The sequence below is a fragment of the Pseudolysinimonas sp. genome (assembly GCF_049651805.1).
Lineage (GTDB): Bacteria > Actinomycetota > Actinomycetes > Actinomycetales > Microbacteriaceae > Pseudolysinimonas_A.
Genome location: NZ_JBASCU010000028.1, coordinates 1 through 17,482 on the forward strand (window position 1 = coordinate 1; position 17,482 = coordinate 17,482).

24 protein-coding genes are annotated in these 17,482 nt (G+C 65.6%); 16 read left to right on the forward strand and 8 right to left on the reverse strand.

What is annotated here, in order from left to right:
* Positions 1-343: 343 nt before the first annotated feature.
* Together WBL06_RS06615 and WBL06_RS06620 are read right to left on the reverse strand one after the other, a co-directional pair.
* Complete coding sequence (locus WBL06_RS06615) at positions 344-1,270, reverse strand: NaeI family type II restriction endonuclease (RefSeq protein WP_424455189.1); 927 nt, start codon at positions 1,268-1,270, stop codon at positions 344-346.
* Positions 1,271-1,295: 25 nt separating this feature from the next.
* Positions 1,296-2,546: a DNA cytosine methyltransferase gene (locus WBL06_RS06620; protein WP_424455190.1), complete on the reverse strand. Its 1,251-nt coding sequence runs from the start codon at positions 2,544-2,546 to the stop codon at positions 1,296-1,298.
* A gap of 285 nt (positions 2,547-2,831) precedes the next feature.
* Here WBL06_RS06620 and WBL06_RS06625 point away from each other — a divergent pair, with 285 nt between their 5' ends.
* The 5 genes from WBL06_RS06625 to WBL06_RS06645 all read left to right on the forward strand — a co-directional run bounded on the left by WBL06_RS06625 (position 2,832) and on the right by WBL06_RS06645 (position 6,634).
* A complete protein-coding gene (locus WBL06_RS06625; RefSeq protein ID WP_424455191.1) occupies positions 2,832-3,521 on the forward strand; it encodes an HNH endonuclease in 690 nt (229 codons plus the stop codon).
* A gap of 324 nt (positions 3,522-3,845) precedes the next feature.
* Complete coding sequence (locus tag WBL06_RS06630) at positions 3,846-4,913, forward strand: DUF3644 domain-containing protein (protein WP_424455192.1); 1,068 nt, start codon at positions 3,846-3,848, stop codon at positions 4,911-4,913.
* A 114-nt stretch (positions 4,914-5,027) separates the two neighbouring features.
* The gene (locus WBL06_RS06635; RefSeq protein WP_424455193.1) at positions 5,028-5,393 is read left to right on the forward strand and encodes a hypothetical protein; all 366 of its coding nucleotides are present in this window, start codon (positions 5,028-5,030) and stop codon (positions 5,391-5,393) included.
* Positions 5,394-5,597: 204 nt separating this feature from the next.
* A complete protein-coding gene (locus WBL06_RS06640) occupies positions 5,598-5,969 on the forward strand; it encodes a ribbon-helix-helix domain-containing protein (protein ID WP_424455194.1) in 372 nt (123 codons plus the stop codon).
* A 116-nt stretch (positions 5,970-6,085) separates the two neighbouring features.
* The gene (locus WBL06_RS06645) at positions 6,086-6,634 is read left to right on the forward strand and encodes a hypothetical protein (RefSeq protein WP_424455195.1); all 549 of its coding nucleotides are present in this window, start codon (positions 6,086-6,088) and stop codon (positions 6,632-6,634) included.
* A gap of 14 nt (positions 6,635-6,648) precedes the next feature.
* Here WBL06_RS06645 and WBL06_RS06650 read toward each other — a convergent pair whose 3' ends face one another.
* Positions 6,649-6,993, reverse strand: a complete 345-nt coding sequence (locus WBL06_RS06650; RefSeq protein WP_424455196.1) for a DUF86 domain-containing protein — start codon at positions 6,991-6,993, stop codon at positions 6,649-6,651.
* Positions 6,994-7,006: 13 nt separating this feature from the next.
* On the reverse strand, positions 7,007-7,462 hold the full coding sequence (locus tag WBL06_RS06655) for a helix-turn-helix domain-containing protein (protein ID WP_424455197.1): 456 nt from the start codon (positions 7,460-7,462) through the stop codon (positions 7,007-7,009).
* Positions 7,463-7,560: 98 nt separating this feature from the next.
* Between WBL06_RS06655 and WBL06_RS06660 the strand changes: the two genes are divergently transcribed.
* Genes WBL06_RS06660 through WBL06_RS06675 form a run of 4 tightly spaced genes read left to right on the forward strand, consistent with a single transcriptional unit; the run spans position 7,561 to position 8,772 of the window.
* Positions 7,561-7,800, forward strand: coding sequence for an antitoxin (locus tag WBL06_RS06660; RefSeq protein WP_424455198.1), 240 nt, complete (start codon positions 7,561-7,563; stop codon positions 7,798-7,800).
* Positions 7,797-8,261: a TA system VapC family ribonuclease toxin gene (locus WBL06_RS06665; RefSeq protein WP_424455199.1), complete on the forward strand. Its 465-nt coding sequence runs from the start codon at positions 7,797-7,799 to the stop codon at positions 8,259-8,261. Before WBL06_RS06660 ends, WBL06_RS06665 begins: the two co-directional genes overlap by 4 nt.
* A gap of 2 nt (positions 8,262-8,263) precedes the next feature.
* Positions 8,264-8,515, forward strand: a complete 252-nt coding sequence (locus tag WBL06_RS06670; RefSeq protein WP_424455200.1) for a type II toxin-antitoxin system Phd/YefM family antitoxin — start codon at positions 8,264-8,266, stop codon at positions 8,513-8,515.
* Positions 8,512-8,772 carry a Txe/YoeB family addiction module toxin gene (locus WBL06_RS06675; protein WP_424455201.1) on the forward strand — a complete coding sequence of 87 codons (261 nt, stop codon included), beginning with the start codon at positions 8,512-8,514 and terminating at the stop codon, positions 8,770-8,772. The genes WBL06_RS06670 and WBL06_RS06675 overlap by 4 nt, the downstream gene beginning before the upstream one ends.
* A 75-nt stretch (positions 8,773-8,847) precedes the next feature.
* Here the strand turns inward: WBL06_RS06675 and WBL06_RS06680 are convergent, their stop codons facing one another.
* Both WBL06_RS06680 and WBL06_RS06685 read right to left on the reverse strand, forming a co-directional pair.
* Positions 8,848-9,195: a DUF86 domain-containing protein gene (locus WBL06_RS06680; protein WP_424455202.1), complete on the reverse strand. Its 348-nt coding sequence runs from the start codon at positions 9,193-9,195 to the stop codon at positions 8,848-8,850.
* Positions 9,192-9,482 (reverse strand): nucleotidyltransferase family protein, encoded by a 291-nt coding sequence (locus WBL06_RS06685; RefSeq protein ID WP_424455203.1) that lies wholly within the window; start codon positions 9,480-9,482, stop codon positions 9,192-9,194. The genes WBL06_RS06680 and WBL06_RS06685 overlap by 4 nt, the downstream gene beginning before the upstream one ends.
* A 92-nt stretch (positions 9,483-9,574) precedes the next feature.
* Between WBL06_RS06685 and WBL06_RS06690 the strand changes: the two genes are divergently transcribed.
* From WBL06_RS06690 to WBL06_RS06710, 5 genes are all read left to right on the forward strand, one after another.
* On the forward strand, positions 9,575-13,378 hold the full coding sequence (locus WBL06_RS06690) for a TM0106 family RecB-like putative nuclease (protein WP_424455204.1): 3,804 nt from the start codon (positions 9,575-9,577) through the stop codon (positions 13,376-13,378).
* Positions 13,379-13,486: 108 nt separating this feature from the next.
* Positions 13,487-13,732 carry a type II toxin-antitoxin system Phd/YefM family antitoxin gene (locus WBL06_RS06695; protein ID WP_424455205.1) on the forward strand — a complete coding sequence of 82 codons (246 nt, stop codon included), beginning with the start codon at positions 13,487-13,489 and terminating at the stop codon, positions 13,730-13,732.
* Complete coding sequence (locus tag WBL06_RS06700) at positions 13,729-14,139, forward strand: type II toxin-antitoxin system VapC family toxin (RefSeq protein WP_424455206.1); 411 nt, start codon at positions 13,729-13,731, stop codon at positions 14,137-14,139. The genes WBL06_RS06695 and WBL06_RS06700 overlap by 4 nt, the downstream gene beginning before the upstream one ends.
* A gap of 80 nt (positions 14,140-14,219) precedes the next feature.
* Positions 14,220-14,360, forward strand: coding sequence for a hypothetical protein (locus WBL06_RS06705; protein ID WP_424455207.1), 141 nt, complete (start codon positions 14,220-14,222; stop codon positions 14,358-14,360).
* Positions 14,357-14,494 (forward strand): hypothetical protein, encoded by a 138-nt coding sequence (locus WBL06_RS06710; protein ID WP_424455208.1) that lies wholly within the window; start codon positions 14,357-14,359, stop codon positions 14,492-14,494. Before WBL06_RS06705 ends, WBL06_RS06710 begins: the two co-directional genes overlap by 4 nt.
* Here the strand turns inward: WBL06_RS06710 and WBL06_RS06715 are convergent.
* Positions 14,491-14,706, reverse strand: a complete 216-nt coding sequence (locus WBL06_RS06715; RefSeq protein ID WP_424455209.1) for a hypothetical protein — start codon at positions 14,704-14,706, stop codon at positions 14,491-14,493. The two genes, WBL06_RS06710 and WBL06_RS06715, sit on opposite strands and share 4 nt — an antisense overlap.
* A gap of 106 nt (positions 14,707-14,812) precedes the next feature.
* On the opposite strand from WBL06_RS06715, the gene WBL06_RS06720 reads away from it, so the two are divergent.
* The gene (locus WBL06_RS06720) at positions 14,813-15,085 is read left to right on the forward strand and encodes a hypothetical protein (RefSeq protein WP_424455210.1); all 273 of its coding nucleotides are present in this window, start codon (positions 14,813-14,815) and stop codon (positions 15,083-15,085) included.
* Between the two features lie 144 nt (positions 15,086-15,229).
* Entirely contained in the window at positions 15,230-15,400 is a 171-nt protein-coding gene (locus tag WBL06_RS06725) for a hypothetical protein (RefSeq protein ID WP_424455211.1), read from the forward strand.
* A gap of 57 nt (positions 15,401-15,457) precedes the next feature.
* Here the strand turns inward: WBL06_RS06725 and WBL06_RS06730 are convergent, their stop codons facing one another.
* Positions 15,458-17,395: a DUF2207 domain-containing protein gene (locus WBL06_RS06730; protein ID WP_424455212.1), complete on the reverse strand. Its 1,938-nt coding sequence runs from the start codon at positions 17,393-17,395 to the stop codon at positions 15,458-15,460.
* Positions 17,396-17,482: the final 87 nt, after the last annotated feature.

A 17,482-nucleotide genomic window follows, 5' to 3' on the forward strand; every position in this document is an offset into this window, starting at 1 on the left:
GAGAAGACCCGACGGCTCGCCCACGGGTTCCGCAACTTCGACAACTACCGGCTCCGCATCCTGCTCGCCGCCGGCGGCCACAAGCCCTGGCGAACCCGAGCCGCCCCCGCTTCATGATGAAGAGCCCTTTATCGACGGATGCTTCTGGCATGCATGTACAGAGCACGGGTCAACGCCGCGCGTGAACTCTGAATACTGGGGGCCCAAACTGGCGCGCAACCTTGCGCGAGATCTACTTCAGACTGAGGCGCTGACGAGAGCCGGCTGGCGTGTGATTCGGGCCTGGGAACATCAGTCTCCGGAGGAGATCGCGGATGTCATCGAGCACACCGTGCGTAGTGGCTCACTTCTTCGTTGAAGGCAGGGCGGGGGCAGCCACAATCGGGTCGGATTCTTCGGCAACCCGCCACATCTGACCTTCAAGTACCGCCCAAAAGGGTTCTTCACCGGAGGCCGGAGCAACGCGAACACTGACGAACTCGCCTGGCTCGGGAATTGGCAGTCCGAGGTCTCGGGCGATTGAGCGGTGGGATTCGTAGTCTCCACCGCAGATGATGATGCCTTCCGAAGCGAGTGCCGAGCGAGAGCCTCCGTTGGCGCGAACGCGCTTCATGTAGTCGTCTTGCTGCGCGACCGTCGCTACGGTGTTGCGACCAATCCGGACGTTCGTGACGGATCGGAACAGCTCGTTGAGCCGTTGCTGCCCCGATCGCGGGCGAAAGATTTGAGCTCGAACCTCTGGATCGGCGCGCAACAATACATTCGGAGCGAGATCGCCTGGGCGAAACAGCCAGTCGATGGCATCACGTCCCGCCTGGTTCAGACCCGACTTGAGATCGCGATTCACGCCCGGCCGACGGTACTCGTCTCGAACCCGAACGAGGCCAACGGCCCACTCAGAACTCGCGTCATTCGCCGTGCAGACGAGTATCAGTTCCCCGAAGGACTCAGGCGGAAGCATCCACCCGCCGAATGCCTGAGAGTACTTGCAATCCACTTCCTCCCCGGCGATCGAAAAGTCGAGCTTGGAACCATCGTCAATGAGTTCATCGAACTCGCGACGAATGTTGATCTCGACGAGCGTTCCGAAGTGAGTCTTCTCAGTCTTGAAGAGCTGCGGCCACGAGTAGCGGCCCGTGTGCTGCCCGTCGTAAAGCTGATCAAACGTCCGGCGAAACACTCCAGCAAGCCGCGACTCGACGTCCCGCGTTGCCAGCACAGCCTGCTTGACACGTTCTAGGGAAGGATCCGAATCCGCTTCATCGAGCACGCCCCGAGACTAACCAGTCCGGCGCTCAGCTCACTCGGTTCCGATGCTTTTCCATATACACGTGTCGTTCGTGGTCATCCTGTCCGACGAATCCCTTGAATTGCCCAAGGCGATAGGACGGCCCGTCCTTGGTCATTCGAATCTCGAGCTCGAAGTCTCGCGACAGGATCGAAAGCCTCCGCTCGACGGCTGCGAGGCTGTGCTTGTTCAGTGCCGCGACAAGTTCGCCAGCGGGAACGAAGTCCGTCGCGGTCGACAACAGCCGATAGATCGGATCGTGCACGGTTGCGGAGAGCTCAGGAATCTCGTGGGCCACGCCTTCGTGAAGTAGGGCAGCCTTGATTGACTTCCCTACTGCCTCGGCAACAGGCGGGGGGAATGCGTTTCCGATCTGACGGTACTGCGCGGTCTTGAGACCGGAGAAGACCCAACCAGAATCGGCAGACCAGCCCTGCAGTCGGGCCACCATTTCGATCGTGAGCCGAGGCGGCTTCACCGAGGGATGCGGCCAATCAGGCCCGGGCGCAGTGTCGGCAATCCCCTTACCGTCGACAGCTAGTGCCGCCCATGCCTGCTTCGCTCGCGTGGGGCCAAGGTCCGCGCCGCCGTGCTTCTTGCTCCCTCCGACCAGCGTCGGCCCAACCCCGTCGGCAAGGGCCGCCCAGGCATCAGCATGGGGCCAACCATTGGCACCCATAAGGTCACGCAGCATCGAGCCGACAGTCACTCGCTTGGCGAAGGGCTCTGGCCATCTGAAGTAACGAGCATCATCGGGACGAAGAGCCACGAGAACGAACCGAGGTCGCAATTGCGCTAGCCCGAAGTCCGCGGCGTGAAGCAGCCGCCAGTCGGCAACGTAGCCCAGCTCGGCCAGTCGGTCCAGCACGTGCTGGCGATAGCCAGCAAAACGGGCGGAGGCGAGGCCACGAACGTTCTCGAGCATGAGAGCGCGGGGCTTTACGACCGCAACCTGTTCAACCGCCCACGCGAATAGGTCGCGCTCATCCGACGAACCCAGTTGCTTCCCCGCTATCGAAAAGGGAGGGCACGGAACCCCGCCGGCGAGAAGCGCTACCCCGGCGTAGTCGGCCGGATTCCAAACATCAGGGTCAGCAACGTCACCGACCGCGACCTCCCAGTTGGAGTTGGCCCTCAGCGTCTGGGCAGCCCGCTCATCGAGTTCGACTGCGAGGGCGTGGGCGAAGCCAGCGCGGTGGAGCCCGAGCGCCTGACCGCCCGCGCCTGCGCAGATCTCAACGACACGTAGGTCTGACATCGGATTCCTTCCGTGAACATTTCGAACCACCGTCATTCTTCCTCCCAGATGCAGCCACGCGTCGGCGACAGGCCGACTTGGGTGTCGTATCTATGTTCGATGCTTCTCCAACCCTCCGACACACGACAGGCGCCCATGCCGATCGCTGCCGTAAACCAACCCAAAATATGCCGAATGTTGCCGAACGCTGCCGCACGCGCTACCCTCGCGGTAGAGGGTCCAAGAGCAGTTCGGTAGAGAGAGGTCAAAGTGATGATGGATGTAGGCGTTCGACGATCCTCGATCGTGAAGGTCGCGGAGTACGTCGCCGGCGTCGGGGTGGACGGCAAGTTTACGAAGCTCGAACTCATGGCGGCGGTCCCGGGCGTGGCCCAAGCCGACCGGCGCATGCGAGACCTGCGCGAAATGGGGTGGGTTATCGACAACTACAAGGTGAATCCTTCGCTCAGCCCGAACGAGTATCTGATCCGGAAGATCGGCACGCGGGTCGACCTCGGCCAGCGAGCCACGGTCGCCGCTCGAAAGTCGGTTGGCGGCCCGAAGCGGCGACGCATTTTCGACCGGGACGGCTACGCCTGCCAAGTGTGTTTCACCGCCGGCGGGGCGGTGTACGAGGACATGCCGAGCAGGGTCGCCACTCTGACGATCGGACACATCATTCCGATAGCTCGCGGCGGGAACGACGACGACGACAACCTCCGGACCGAGTGCCAACGTTGCAACGACGAAGCGCGGGACCTGACGGCACCGCCCCCAGACATGGTGGAGGTCATGACGCGAGCATCCGCCGTCGGAGGTCGCAAGGAGAAGCAGGAGCTCTTCCTATGGATGCAGCGGGGTCAGCGAACGCTCACGAACAAGGAGCGTGTTTTCAATGATTGGGCAAGGCTGCCGCTCGAACAGCGAGTCCAAGTTCTCATGGACCTCGCCTCGCAGGTAGTTATGGACGAAGAGCCACCTCCGCGCGATGCCTAGGACGCAAGTCAAACGCGACGCCCACCAGGTCGCCACAGCGTCGCGAATAGGTCGCGCGGCAACTCCGACCGCCCGACGAAGGCAGGAGTGACGAGAACGAAGACTCGCGAGCCGACCCCGCGATTGCCTCAGCCCGCACCATGAACTGGGCGATGCACTAACCCCGGCTAGCGTGGCCGCCGCTGACGTCGACTTCGTTTAAGCCATCCGCACGACCGGCGCCAATAGGCTGCGTGAAGCTCTTGATCTCATGCACTCCACCCTTGCTGCGGCGATCGAGCGTCGCGAGCAGGAGGCGTCACTCTCGATCTGAACGGGGCCATCATGCCGCGACCCGCCCGATGGCGAAGCGCGCTCAGCGCGGCTCGTGATGAAGCGACGCTAGCGGTGCGGCTCTACAACGATCCCGGACAGAGTCGGGCATTCGAGGGGTTCGTCGTACACATGCACCTTGCCTGGCTGTACCTGCTTCAGGCACGGTTCGCCCGAGACGGCATCGACTTCCGTTATCGGCGAAGCGACGACCCAAGGCGGTTCGTCACCGTTGACGGTGAGCACAAGAGGTGGGAGCTTGTGCGCTGCGCGGAGGAACGCTGGACCGACCTGAACGATCCCGTGCGGCGCAACCTGGAATTCTTCGTGGCGCTTCGGAATCGAATCGAACACCGCCACGCTTCGACCGATCGGAATCTTGGTCTGTCCGTGAGCGGACACGCCCAGGCCCATCTCTTGAACTTTGAGGACGAGCTCGTTGCTACTTTCGGCACGCGTTACTCACTCGCGGGGATTCTCCGGTTTCCAGTCTTCGTCGGGACGTTCACGACGGACGGAGAACAGGCGCTCCTCAACCTTCGACAAAAGCTCCCGGCGGATCTGAAGCGGTTCATCGCGGACTATCACTCCGGGCTGCCTGAGGAAACGGCAGCCGACTCTCGATTTGAGCTTCGGTTACGCGTAGTGATGGAGCTCGCCGCTCGCGACTCGAACGCCCTGTCTATGCAATTCACCCGATGGGACGACATGACCGATGAAGAGCGGGTCGCCGTCTCCGAGATGGGTCGGCGAGGTCACACCGTGATTCGGGAGCAGCGCCGAGCGGTGGTCGGGCATGGACTTCTGCGGCCAAAAGAAGCGGAGCGCAAGATCGCTGCCGCGATCCCTTACCGCTTCACAAGCCACCACTTCCTCCGCGCCTGGCAGATCAAGGGAATCCGGCCGGAGGGAGGCTCCGGCCATCCCGAACGCACGGACGAGCGCTACTGCTTGTACGACGCTTTGGGTAGGGGCTATGGCTACACGGAGGCATGGGTTGTGCACCTCATCAAGGAGTGCTCGTCAGAGGAAGGTTTTTTCGCCGCGACCGGCAGAGTTGCAGAGCTCAAGGCGACTTGATGTTGAGCTGCCTGACTTCCATAAGCGCCCCGGAAGACTCGATACTTCAGAAGCACTCATTGGCATCGCTACCGCCTCGAGCTTCACGTCACACGTCGCGGATAACGTCACGGTATGTTCGTCCGCAACTCTCGCGTGTACTACAGCGCCTCTGACCTCAAGGCAGCGGTCGAGTGCGAGTGGGCGCTCATGCGGAAGCTCGACGCGAAGCTGGGACGCATCGAGGCGATCGAGGAAGCCGACGATCCGATGCTCGCCCGGGCGAGTCTTCTCGGCGGGGAGCACGAAGGCCGCGCGCTCGAGAACTACAAGACCACCTACGCCGACGGCGTCGTTGAGATCGAGACCGAAGACGCGCGGGCCGACCCCGACATCCTTCGTGGGGCGCAGCAGCGCACCATCGAGGCCAAACCCACGTCCCCTCGCACTCGCTTGGCGGCGCACGCCGGGGAGTCGGCGCGATTGTTCCAACCGGCATAGACCGCCGAGTCGTTGCGCCTCCACAGCATCCTGCGGCCCGGAGACATCCACGATGCCCACCTCGTAGCGCTTGCCATCTCCCACGGCCTGCACATCGCATCCCACGACACCGGGTTCGCGAGATTATCCACCGCTCGTTGGTTCGATCCACCCGCCGACCGAAACGGAAATCGGTCAATTGCCGCTACAGATTACAATGGGCCGATGGAGACTGACGAGGAGATCAACCAGCTCGCCGCGCTCGCGGACCGGCTGACTGACCCGATCACGCCTCCGCCAGAACTGTCGGACATCGCAAAGGGCCCCGAGGCAGCTGCCCACGGGCGGGCGCTCATGCTCCGCGAGTACGGCACGGAAGAGGCCCTCGAGAACGTTCTCCGACGCGCGGGGCGTAAGCGTGTCGGAGAGCAAGCTCTCGGAGCATCGCCCACGGTGAGAGGCCGCATTTCCGAAGCGGACTACGCCGCCTTCAAGCGGCTCGAAGAGCGCACGGGCAAGAACCAGAGCGAACTCCTCCGGGAAGCCGTGCAACTACTGCTCGCCGAACACCGCCACGACGTCCCGAGCCGGCCCTAACCGGCGACGGGCAAGAAAATCTGCAGGAGGCCCTCCCCCGTCTGCTTCGGCCACCTGTTTCCACAAGTCGGCTCTTTCGCGGAACCAGGCCGAGCGAGCGCCGTAGCTTCGGCGCCATGATCATCGAAGCCGGCTACGACCTCGCGACCCTGCTGTTCGACCTGGACTCCGACCCGACGGCGCTCCGGGTGGTCGCCCTCGACGGCGACTTCCGGGTGATCTCGTTGACGACGGCGGCGGGCGCGTTCCACGGCGACCTCTCCGCCGTGCCTCTTTCGGCGATCGACTCGGTGATCCCCGAGCACGACGAAGACGACGAATTCGCGGCGCACTTCGCCGTTAGATTCGTCGCCCTCGGATTGCGGGTCGACCGGATGCCGGATGAGCTGGAGGGCCTGGACGGCACCGAGACGAAGATCCGCGACTGGCTGGCCTGCCGCGGCATCGACCTTCTCGGCACCTACCTGACCGATGGCACGATGTGGCGGTCGAGCGGGCCGATGAAGACGTTCTCGACCTACCTCGGCGCCGAAGACTATCCCCGCGTGCTCTCAGTGCGTGCCCCGCATCCGTTCCTGACCTGCGAGTGCGTCGTGTGCGGGCCGGAACGCGATCGTCTTGAGCGGGCACGAGCCGCCCATGCGGATGACAATCGGGACGTGTGAGAGCCTGCGCAGCCTCACCGCCCGATGTTCAACTCGTCCACGATTTGCGGCAGTCGCACGGCCAGTGCTTGCCACAACAGCTCCTCGTCAGTGCCGTCATAGTCGTGGGCGATGAAGTTGCGCACCGCCCGGATGCCCGCCCAGTCGACCTTCGGGTGACGATCGCGGAAAGCATCCGGCAGGCGGTCGGCCGCCGCCGACAGGTCGACGAGAATCGACCGAGCTATGCGACGCTGGTCATCGTCGTTCGGGTCGGTGAACCGCTCATGACCGCGGCCGACCACACGCGCCGCCGAGACGGCGAAGCGTGCGATGTCGTCAAGCAGCGCGGCAACTCGATCGGGGTCCTCGCGGTTCACAGTTCCTCGCGGTTCACAGCGCAACCGCTTCGGCGATGATCCGGTCCATCGTCGGCCCGGAGCCGCGGTCGGACACGACATCGACACGCATTCCGAGCATCCTCTCCGCATCGGCGAGGAACCCCGCCAGTTCGAATACCGAGCTCTCAGGCCCGGGATGCACGAGAAGGTCGACATCGGATGTCGGCGACGCGTCGCCCCTGGCAAACGATCCGAACACGCGTACCCTCGTCAAACCCCGAGCCTCGGCCGAGGCGAGCAACTGCTGGCGCGCTGAAGCGAGACGTTCAGCCGGAGTCTCGGCGAGTGCGGCATCCAATCGTTGGAGCGTTTCCCCACTCGGAACACGTCGCCCGCTCTCATACGCGGAAACGTTCGGCTGCGGCACTCCCGCCCGCTCAGCCAGCTCTCGCTGGGTCATGGCGCGCGCGCGTCGACGTTGACGGAGCGATTCGGCGAGGGTCGACATGACACCCATGATAGCGCGTCGATATCACGCGTCCTCCCCACCATTCGCCCGGTATCTCAGGAGGATCGCATCAAAGCATCAAACGCTATCCTCGAGAGGTGAGAACAACCGTGACCCTTGACCCGGATGTCGCCAGCGAGATCGAGCGCATCCGCCGACGCGATGGGCGAAAGTTCAAGACGGTGCTCAACGACCTGCTGCGCCGCGGGATCGGTGCCGCCAATGGTGAGCACCTGGCAGCGCGAGAGCCTGTCACGCGACCACTCGACATCGGGCTACCGCTGATCGACATCGTCTCCGTCAGCGAGACCCTCGATTACCTCGATCAGCACCCATGATCGCCGTCGATGCCAACCTGCTCGTCTACGCCACCGTTCCGATCGATCAGCGCCATGATGCGGCGCGCGAGTGGCTTGACGGCGCGATCGACGGGCCGACACCCGTCGCGATGCCCTGGGAGAGCCTCGTCGCGTTCCTCCGCGTGGTGACGAACCCACGCGTCTTCAACCCGCCGGCCGCAATGGTCGACGCGCTGGATCAGGTCGCCCGCTGGCTCGCGTCTCCGAATGTCTGGACCCCGACACCGACCTCACAACACGGCCGATATGTTGCCGAGCTCATCACCCAACACAATCTCGCCAGCAACGACGTCCACGACGCTCACCTCGCCGCACTGGCCATCTCGCACGGCTTGCAAGTGGCCTCGCACGACTCCGGGTTCGCACGATTCCCGGCAGCTCGATGGTTCGACCCGCTTGCCGATGGTACTGTTTTTGGTACAACTTCGACTAAGGGGTAACCATGACCACCATCACGGCGAGCGACGCCCGCAAGTCGCTGTTCCCTCTGTTGGGCCAAGTCAATGACGACCACAGCGCGATCAGGATCACCTCGAAGGCCGGCAACGGAGTGCTCATCTCCGAAGAGGACTATGAGGCGTGGCAGACCACCATGCACCTGTTCTCGACTCCCGCCAATGCACGTCGACTTTCCGAGGCGATCGAGCGCTCTGAGAAGGGCGACTACACCGCGCGCGAGCTCGATCGAGAGTGAAACTGGTCTTAGACGCTGCTGGCTGGGAGGACTACCTGTGGTGGCAGAAGAACGACCGGCGGCTCGTCACGCGAATCAATGTGCTGATCGATGACGCTATGCGCGATCCGGGCGACGGGCGCGGCCAGCCCGAGCGTCTCAAGCATCGGGCCAGCAATGTGTGGTCGCGGCGCATCAACCAGGAACACCGACTCGTGTACCGAGTGATCGGCGAAGACCTGGTGATCTTGCAGGCACGCTTCCACTTCGACGACTGAGCCGATCCCGACATCCTTCGTGACGCGTATGACCGAACGGTTGGCGCGCTCCGTCGTCGAGATGAGGACCGGTTGTCAGCTAGCGAGCAAGCGCCGTACCAGGTCAGCGAGCCCCGGCAGGTCGCCAGTGATCGTTGCCCACACGACGTCGAGATCGACCTCGAAGTATCCGTGCGCCACTGCGTTGCGCATCTGGTAAGCCGACGAGACCGGCAGCTCAGGGTGAGCTTCCACGAACTCGGGAAACCGGCGCTCGATGCGGTGGCTAGCCTCGCCGATGACCTCAATATTGCGGATCACGGCATCCTGCACCAACAGGTCGAGGCGAAAGGACTCACGTTCGAGATTCGAGGTGTAGCCCTCGATTCGCCGGATCGCCTCGAGAATGTGGTTGAGATAGCCCGGCAGTCGAAGCTGGGTCACACCGGAACCGCTTCGGCAAGCACGGTCTCGCGGAAACTCGGCGGAAGCGCGTTCGGCGTCACCACGTCCACAGGGACTCCAAGAAGTCCGAGGAGCTCATGGCGGATCGCGCCGATGTCGAAGAGAGTGGTCTCGGCGGTCGGGTCGACGAGCAGGTCGAGGTCGCTACTGGCCGAGTCTTCGCCGCGCGCGGCTGAACCGAACACGCGCGGGTTCGTCGCCCGGTGCGACAGCACGACAGAACGCACCGCCTCACGGTGCTGATCGAGTGCGACCGACGGCTTCACGCGGCTCCCTTCTCTGCCCTCATGGTCCCACACGAGCCGCGACCGCGACCAACAGGCGAGTTCGCGTCGGTCGTCGCCGATAGCGTTTCGGTATGTTCGTCCGCTCATCCCGCGTGTACTACAGCGCCTCCGACCTGAAGGCGGCTGTGGAGTGCGAGTGGGCGCTCATGCGGAAGCTCGACGCGAAGCTGGGACGCATCGAGGCGGTCGAAGAGGCGGACGATCCGATGCTCGCCCGGGCGAGTCTTCTCGGCGGGGAGCACGAAGCCCGCGCGCTCGAGAACTACAAGACCACCTACGCCGACGGCGTCGTCGAGATCGAGACCGAAGACGCGCGGGCCGACCCTGACATCCTTCGTGGGGCTCAGCAGCGCACCATCGAGGCGCTGAAGGCGGGGAAGGATGTCGTGTTTCAGGCGACCTTCTTCGATGAGCCCGAGGATGAGCGCATTGGGTTCGTGGGGTTTGCTGACTTCCTCGTCAGGGTTCCCGCGGAGGGGGTCTCGACACGCGGCCCGGAGGGCCGCTACTCGACCACCGAGTCTTACCAGGTGTGGGACACCAAACTCGCACGCAAAGCGCGGGTCACGGCGCTGCTGCAACTCGCGGCGTACGCCGACCAGTTGCGCAAGCTCGGCATCCCGGTCAGCGACGAGACGTACCTGCTGCTTGGCAATGGGGAAGAGTCGAAGCACTCACTGAAAGACATCGAGCCGGTGTTCCACGACCGGGTTGCGCGGCTGAAAGAGATGATCGAAGCGCGGCTCGACGATCCGAATCCCATCGAGTGGGGTGCTGCCGGGTATGTGGCCGACGGACGGTGCGAGTGGTGTGCGCCCGAGATCGAACGCACCCGCGATGTGCTGCTCGTCGCCGGCATGCGCACCGCGTCACGCGCGCGGCTGGCGGATGCCGGCATCCACACCATCGACGACCTTGCGGCCAGCACCGGAAGCGTCGACGGCATCGGGCAGTCGGCGCTCGACAAGTTGCGGGCTCAGGCTCAGATGCAGTTGAAAGCACCAGCGGATGTCGACGGCCGCCACGAAGTTCTCTACGAGGTCGCTTCGGCGGGGGCGTTGTCGCAACTTCCGCCGGCGGATGCTGGGGATATCTTCTTCGACTTTGAAGGGGATCCGTTGTGGACGTCCAACGGGTTGGGCTGGGGACTTGATTACCTTTGGGGGCTTGTCACGCTTGAGGGTGGGGTCTCGACACGGCCGCAAAGCGGCCTACTCGACCACCGAGGTGGCGAGGAACGGTTCACCGCGTTTTGGGCTCATGACCGGGTGCAAGAGAAGCAGGCTCTTGTCGACTTTCTGGAGTTCGTCCAAGAACGCCGCCGCCGGCATCCGGGGTTGCACATCTACCACTACGCCGATTATGAGCGGGCGCATCTGCTGCAGCTGACGGCGCGGTACGGGGTGGGTGAGGCGATTCTCGATGAGCTGCTCACCGAGGATGTGTTCGTCGACCTGTACCCGATCGTGCGGCGCAGCATCCGCATCAGCGAAGGCTCCTACTCGATCAAGAAACTCGAACCGCTCTACATGGGTGACGAGGTGCGGGTCGGCGACCTGGTGAAGGGCGACGAGAGCATCCAGTTCTACGTCGACTACACCGAACTTCGGGATGCCGGGCGCCACTCAGAAGCGGACGCGAAGCTCGAAGAGATCCGGGCCTACAACGAGTACGACTGCGTCTCCACCCACCGGCTGCGGGACTGGCTGCTCGAACGCGCGCGCGAGAACGGCATCGAGCCGGTCGCCCAGCAGGTCGCCGCGGCGACACCCGAACGTGCGCTGGATTCGGCCGAGTCGCTCGTGCGTGACCGGTTGTATGCGCACATCGACGGCATCCCGGCGCTGGACCGCACCCCCGACCAGGCGGCCATCGGGCTGGCTGCCGCCGCCATCGAGTACCACCGGCGCGAAGACAAGTCGTACTGGTGGGAGCATTTCGCCCGCCACACGTTCGAGCTCGACGAGTTCGAAGACACCCGCGGCGTGTTCCGGGTGCACTCGGCGACCGTGATCGAAGACTGGCGGGTGCCCGACGGCAAGCGCACCGAGCAGCGAGTCATCCGGCTGCGCGGGCGGCTCGCCCCCGGCTCGCGGCTCGACCCCGGGGCGCGGCCGTTCGTCATGTACGAACCGCCTCTGCCCGGAATCATCCAGAACGCGCTGCCGGGGCGCAACGGCGAACACAACCGCGGCGGCGTGCTCGACGTCACCCTCGTGGAGGGGCTCGGCGGCGAGATCGCGGATGTCGTGCTCGACGAATCCGCCGGCGTCGGCGGGGAAACGTGGTCGGCCTTCCCCGTCGCCCTCACCCCCGAAGCGCCCGTGCCCACGAAGGCGCAGCGAGAAGCCATCCTCCAGTGGGGTGGAAAGCTCGCCGACCATCTCGCCACCTTCGGTGGTCGAGTAGCGCCAAAGGCGCGTGTCGAGACCCCTGACCTCGGTGGTCGAGTAGCGGCGCAGCCGCGTGTCGAGACCCCCGACCTCGGTGGTCGAGTAGCGGCGCAGCCGCGTATCGAGACCACACCCGCGAGTAACTCGGAGGGTGGTTTCGACACGCCGCCGGAGGCGGCTACTCAACCACCGATGGGGGTTGGGGCGGCGTGGGACATCCTTCGTCGCGTTGCACCCCGCGTTGAGGGCGGGTTGGAGCCGGTGGGCATCGACGGCATCCCGGCCGCCATCGTCGAGACGCTCACGCGGCTGGATGACTCGTACCTCGCCGTGCAGGGCCCACCCGGGTCGGGCAAGACGTACCTCGGAGCGAAGGTGATCGCGCACCTCGTCACCGAACTCGGCTGGCGGGTCGGTGTTGTCGCGCAGTCGCACGAGGTGATCGAGAACCTCATGCGGCGCGTGCTGAGCGAGGGGGTGCCCGCCGAGCGGATGGGCAAGAAGCCGTCGACCGGCGGCTATGCCGAGCCGCCCGGGTGGACGGTGCTCGATCGCAACGAAGACATCCCTCCGTTCATCGCCGCCCGCCACGACGCGGGGTTCGTGCTCGGCGGAACCGCCTGGGACTTCGCGAACGCCGGCAAGGTGCCGCGCGACGGGCTCGACCTGCTCGTCATCGACGAAGCCGGGCAGTACTCGCTCGCCAACACCATCGCCGTCTCGGTCGCCGCCAAGCGCCTGCTGCTGCTCGGTGACCCGCAGCAACTGCCGCAAGTCACCACGGGAACCCACCCCGAACCGATCGACACCTCCGCTCTCGGCTGGCTGAGCGACGGCCACGACGTTCTGCCCGATCACCTCGGGTACTTCCTCGAAGAGACCTGGCGCATGCATCCGGCGCTGACCTCCGCCGTGTCGGCTCTGTCGTACGAGGGCCGGCTGCGGGCGAACCCCACGACGCTCGAGCGCTCCCTCGACGGGGTATCGCCCGGGCTGCACGCCATCCCGTGCGACCACTCGGGCAACTCGGTGGAATCCCCCGAGGAGTGCGAAGCCGTCGTCGCCCTCGTGAAGAAACACCTCGGGATGCCGTGGCGCGACCCGTCCACCGGGCGCGACGACGCCATCCGCCCCACCGACCTCATCGTCGTGGCACCGTACAACGCCCAGGTGGATCTGCTGCGGCGGCACCTGACTGCTGAAGGGCTGGCCGAGGTGCCGGTCGGCACGGTCGACAAGTTCCAGGGGCAGGAGGCGGCGATCGCGATCGTGTCGCTCACGGCATCCTCTTCCGTCGATGTGCCGCGCGGCATCTCGTTCCTGCTGCAACGCAACCGGCTCAACGTCGCCATCTCGCGCGGCAAGTGGGCGGCCTACCTCGTGCACTCCCCCGCCCTGCGCGACTACCTCCCCCACACCCCCCAGGGCCTCGCCGAGTTGTCAGGTTTCATCAGGTTGACCACACCTTCGGTGGTCGAGTAGCCGCCTCCGGCGGCGTGTCGAGACCCAGCCCGCCGAGCATCCTCCACAGCCTGAATCAGCGGCAGGATCTCCCGAGACGCACTGTATCACCGGTGATACAGTGCCATCATGGCCGAGCCTAGAACCGTGACCATCCGAGACTTAAGAAATCGAGGCGGCGAGATCCTCGCGGAAGTCGCGCGCGGCGAAGCGATGATCGTCACGCGTGACGGCGAACCGATCGCCGAGATCCGGCCCCTCCCCCGCCATGGCGTCTCGACGGCCGAGCTCATCGCCCGCCGTCGGCACCTACCCGACATCGACCCCGACAAGCTGCGCGCCGACATCGACAGCATCCTGGACCAGTCACTGTGACCGCCGAACGCGGTCTGATCGACACCAACGTCGTCATCCGACTCGCCCACCTCGACCCGGATTCGCTTCCGGCCGTGTCAGCGATCAGCACCATAACCCTGGCGGAGCTCTCGGTTGGGCCACTGCTGGCCACCGATCACCGCGAGCGAGCGCTGCGGCAGTTACACGTGCAGCAAGCCGAATCCGACTTCGAGCCCCTCCCGTTCGATGCCGCTGTTGCCCGTGTCCACAGCGGAGTGGCCGCCGACCTCCATCGCGCGGGCCGCAAGCGCGCCGCCCGTGCGTTCGACTCTCTCATCGCCGCCACCGCGATCTCGCACAACATCCCGCTGTACACCGCCAACCCTGACGACTTCGCGGGCATCGACGGCCTCGACGTGCGAACGGTGCGCGAGGCATCCATCTAGCTCCGTTTTCCGCCGTCGGCAACCCGGTCGACGCCACAGCCCTTTCGGCGTCGACTAGAAGCGACACGAAAGGAGCAGCCATGACCTCCAACGACAAGCCGATGGCCGACGAGCAGGTTCCGCAGAGCGACGAGGAACTCGAAAAGGCAGCCGAACCCGGCGGCGGTCTGCCCGACGGCATCGAACTCGACAAGCCCGACGGCCCGGCGATCGTGCCATGAGCGGCGGCGACCCGCTGGGCGCGGGTGAATTCCGGAAGCAGGGGCAGGATGCCGGCCTCGGCGACGAAGAGATCACCGCGGACGAGGCGAGCGGCGCGACTCCTCAGGATGCCGACAGCGCCGAGGAAAGCTAGCCGCGCGGGCCGTCCCCCGGCGGCTCGTCGGCGTTCACATCGCGCGCCTGCTCCGGCTCCGCCGCACCCGGATCAACGGGCGGCGGAACGGTGCCGGGCTTGACGCTGTCGTTGCTGCGGCTGCGCCACACGAGCAGCGCCACGACGACTCCCGCGACGGCCAGCAGCGACAGCATGATGACGATTCCTGTGACGAGCGCATCTCCGAACATCCTCCCTGCCTAACCCCGTTGCGCAGATTCGGCAAGCCCTCGACATCCGCCTCCGATCGGGGTTGCACTGGATGCACCAACGACAGTCCACAACGAGGAGGACACCATGAGCGGATACGAGAGCCCCCGCCCCGAGAGCGAGATCGACAACCCGATGGGCGCCGACGGGACGAGCGGCGACGGGACGAGCGGCGACGGGACGAGCGGCGACGAGATGGGCGCCGGCGCGATGGGAGCCGGTGGCGCGGAAGCCCCCGACACGATGGCACCCGACGGCGGCGACGCGACGGGCGGCGGATCGCCCGGCAACCCGGATGACATGGGGGCCGAGAATTCTCCCACTCCCGATGACGACGCCCATCTGCAAGACTTGCCCTGAAAATCCGAACACGATCCCCGGGGGGTGACGCCCGGTGTATCAACCAACGGTCACGCAGACGCCCGCGGGTACCCCCCGCGGGCGTCGCCGTTCCTGGCGTCAAGCCCCTCGACCCCCACGCGGCATCCGGCTGAGCTGGATGTTATGAGCAACCCTGACGGATCCGGAATCGACCCCGAGGCGCTCGGCGAGGAGCGGGAGGAGTATCCCGACCCCGAGTCGTACCCGCCGCCGGAGATTCCCGCGGAAGAGACGACGGACGGCTCGGTGCCCGACCCGGACATCACCGCGGGGGACTCCGACGGGCAGACGTAACTCGGGGCGTGGTCTCGACACGCCGCCTGCGGCGGCTACTCGACCACCGAGGTGGGGTCAGCGGCCGCGGCCTCCGCCGCCGCCTCCGCCGCCTCCCGAGAAGCTGCCGCCGGAGGAGCCGCCGCTGAACGACGAGCCCGACGAGCCGCTCCAGCCGCTCGACGAGCTGCCGCTGCTCCAGCCACCCCATCCGCTGCCCGACGACGACGCCTTCGCTTTCGCGACCACCGGCCGCGGGGGTTCGGGAGTCGCACGGCGCAACTGCTGGATCGTGGAATTGAGCCGCCACGACGAGAAGTCGCTCGAGCCGGCCCACCACGTGACCGGCACGTTCGCGGCGACGGCCTTCACGGTGAGTTCTTCTGACCATTCGCGTTCGATGCCGAAGATCACGGCATACGGCAGCAGCCGCTCGTAGAGCTTCACGAGTTGCGCCTGGTCGTCGACATCCACCCGCTCTGCACCTTCGGGGCTCTGCAGCATCTGGATGCGGTCGGCCTCGGCGAGCTGCATGTAGTCGCGCATTCCGAGCAAGTAGTCGTTCTTCTCGCGGCCCCGCGCGCTCAGCGGAGCGACCGTGGAGCGCCGCTCGTACGTCGCCCGGGCGGCGAAGAACGCGACGACGGTCGAGATCGCCGTAGCCTCAAAACCGCCGTCGCCGAGAAGTCGGCTGAACGCAACGAAGCCGCCGACGATGGCGACCGCCAGCGAGAGGAAGAACAGCACCGACCACAGCGCCGTCGGCCTCGGGGTGTCTTGCAGTCCGTCGCCCTTGAGCTTCTTGTCGACGGAGCGGTAGATGTCGGTGAGCTTCGTGCCGAGCTTCGTGTTCGATGAGCCGAGCTTCACGCGGCGGCCGGCGTCGGGGTTCGACCCGAACATCGCCTCAACGAGTTTGGTCTCGAGATGGTCGAGCCCGTTGGTGTGCAGCAACTCGACCGCGAACGGGGCCGAGTCGTCGTCGGGGTGGTCGAGTAGCCGCACGTTGCCGCGCACCGCGAGGTCGACGATCTGCGCCGCGAACGCCCGCTCCGGACGGCCGGCGATGTACGCGGCGACCATCACGTTGAGCCCGTCGGGCGGCGTGTACTGCGGAATGATGATGTCGCTCGCGCCGGTGCGCCGGGAGCGGTCGGCGCCGCGCGTCGCGCCGGCGATGAACGCGATCACCACACCGGCCGGGCCGACGATGAACGGCGCGGCCGACTGCCAGAACGTCGGCGGTTCGTACACCGGCTCGTAGTCGCCGCCGCCGTCGTCGGTCGGCGGCGCCACCACGACCTCGCCTGGAACGAATGTGCCCGGCTGGAACGCGATCGCGACCGTGAGCGACTCGTTCGGCACCAGATCGGTGGAGCCGGCAGTGAACACCGCGGCCCCGTCGGCCGTGAGGTTCATGACGAGCGGCTCGTCGCACTCCCCCACCAACACCGCGCAGTCGAACTCGCCGGTCAACGCCGGCACGAGCGACGGGTCGACCGTCAGCGTCACGCTCACCGACCCGAACGGCTGCGCCCACCCGGTGCCGTTGACATCCCAATAGAACTCGTCGGCGCCCGTGTCGGCGAACGCCGCCACGACATCCACCTGGCGGTAGCTGATGACGTAGGTCTGGCGGCCGCGCACGAAGGTGTCGTCGCCGAGGCCGACGCTGAAGAAGTCGTAGTAGTACTCGGTCGTGTACGGCACCGGCTGGCCGAATTCGTCGACCACCGAGTCGACATCGGTGTGCAGTTGCACGCCGTGACGGTACTCGGGGATGTCGCGGTAGAAGCCCTTGTTCTGATCGAAGTCGGGGTAGATCGCCACGATCGTCTCGCGCACCTGCAACTGCGCGTGACCCTCGGCATCGCGGGTGAGCACCCAGTCGGCGTCGAACGACTCGATCTCGAAATCGTCGAGGTCGAGAGAGGATGCCGAAACAGCTCCGGCGGGGGCGAACACCATCGCGGCGGCGACGGCGACAGCGGCGACGACGCGCGCAAACCTCGGCATTCCCTCACCCTATCCAGCACCCCGCGGGTCGAGTGCCGCGCGCCAGCGCGGTGTATCGAGACCCCACCCCGACCCGGCGTAGGCTCG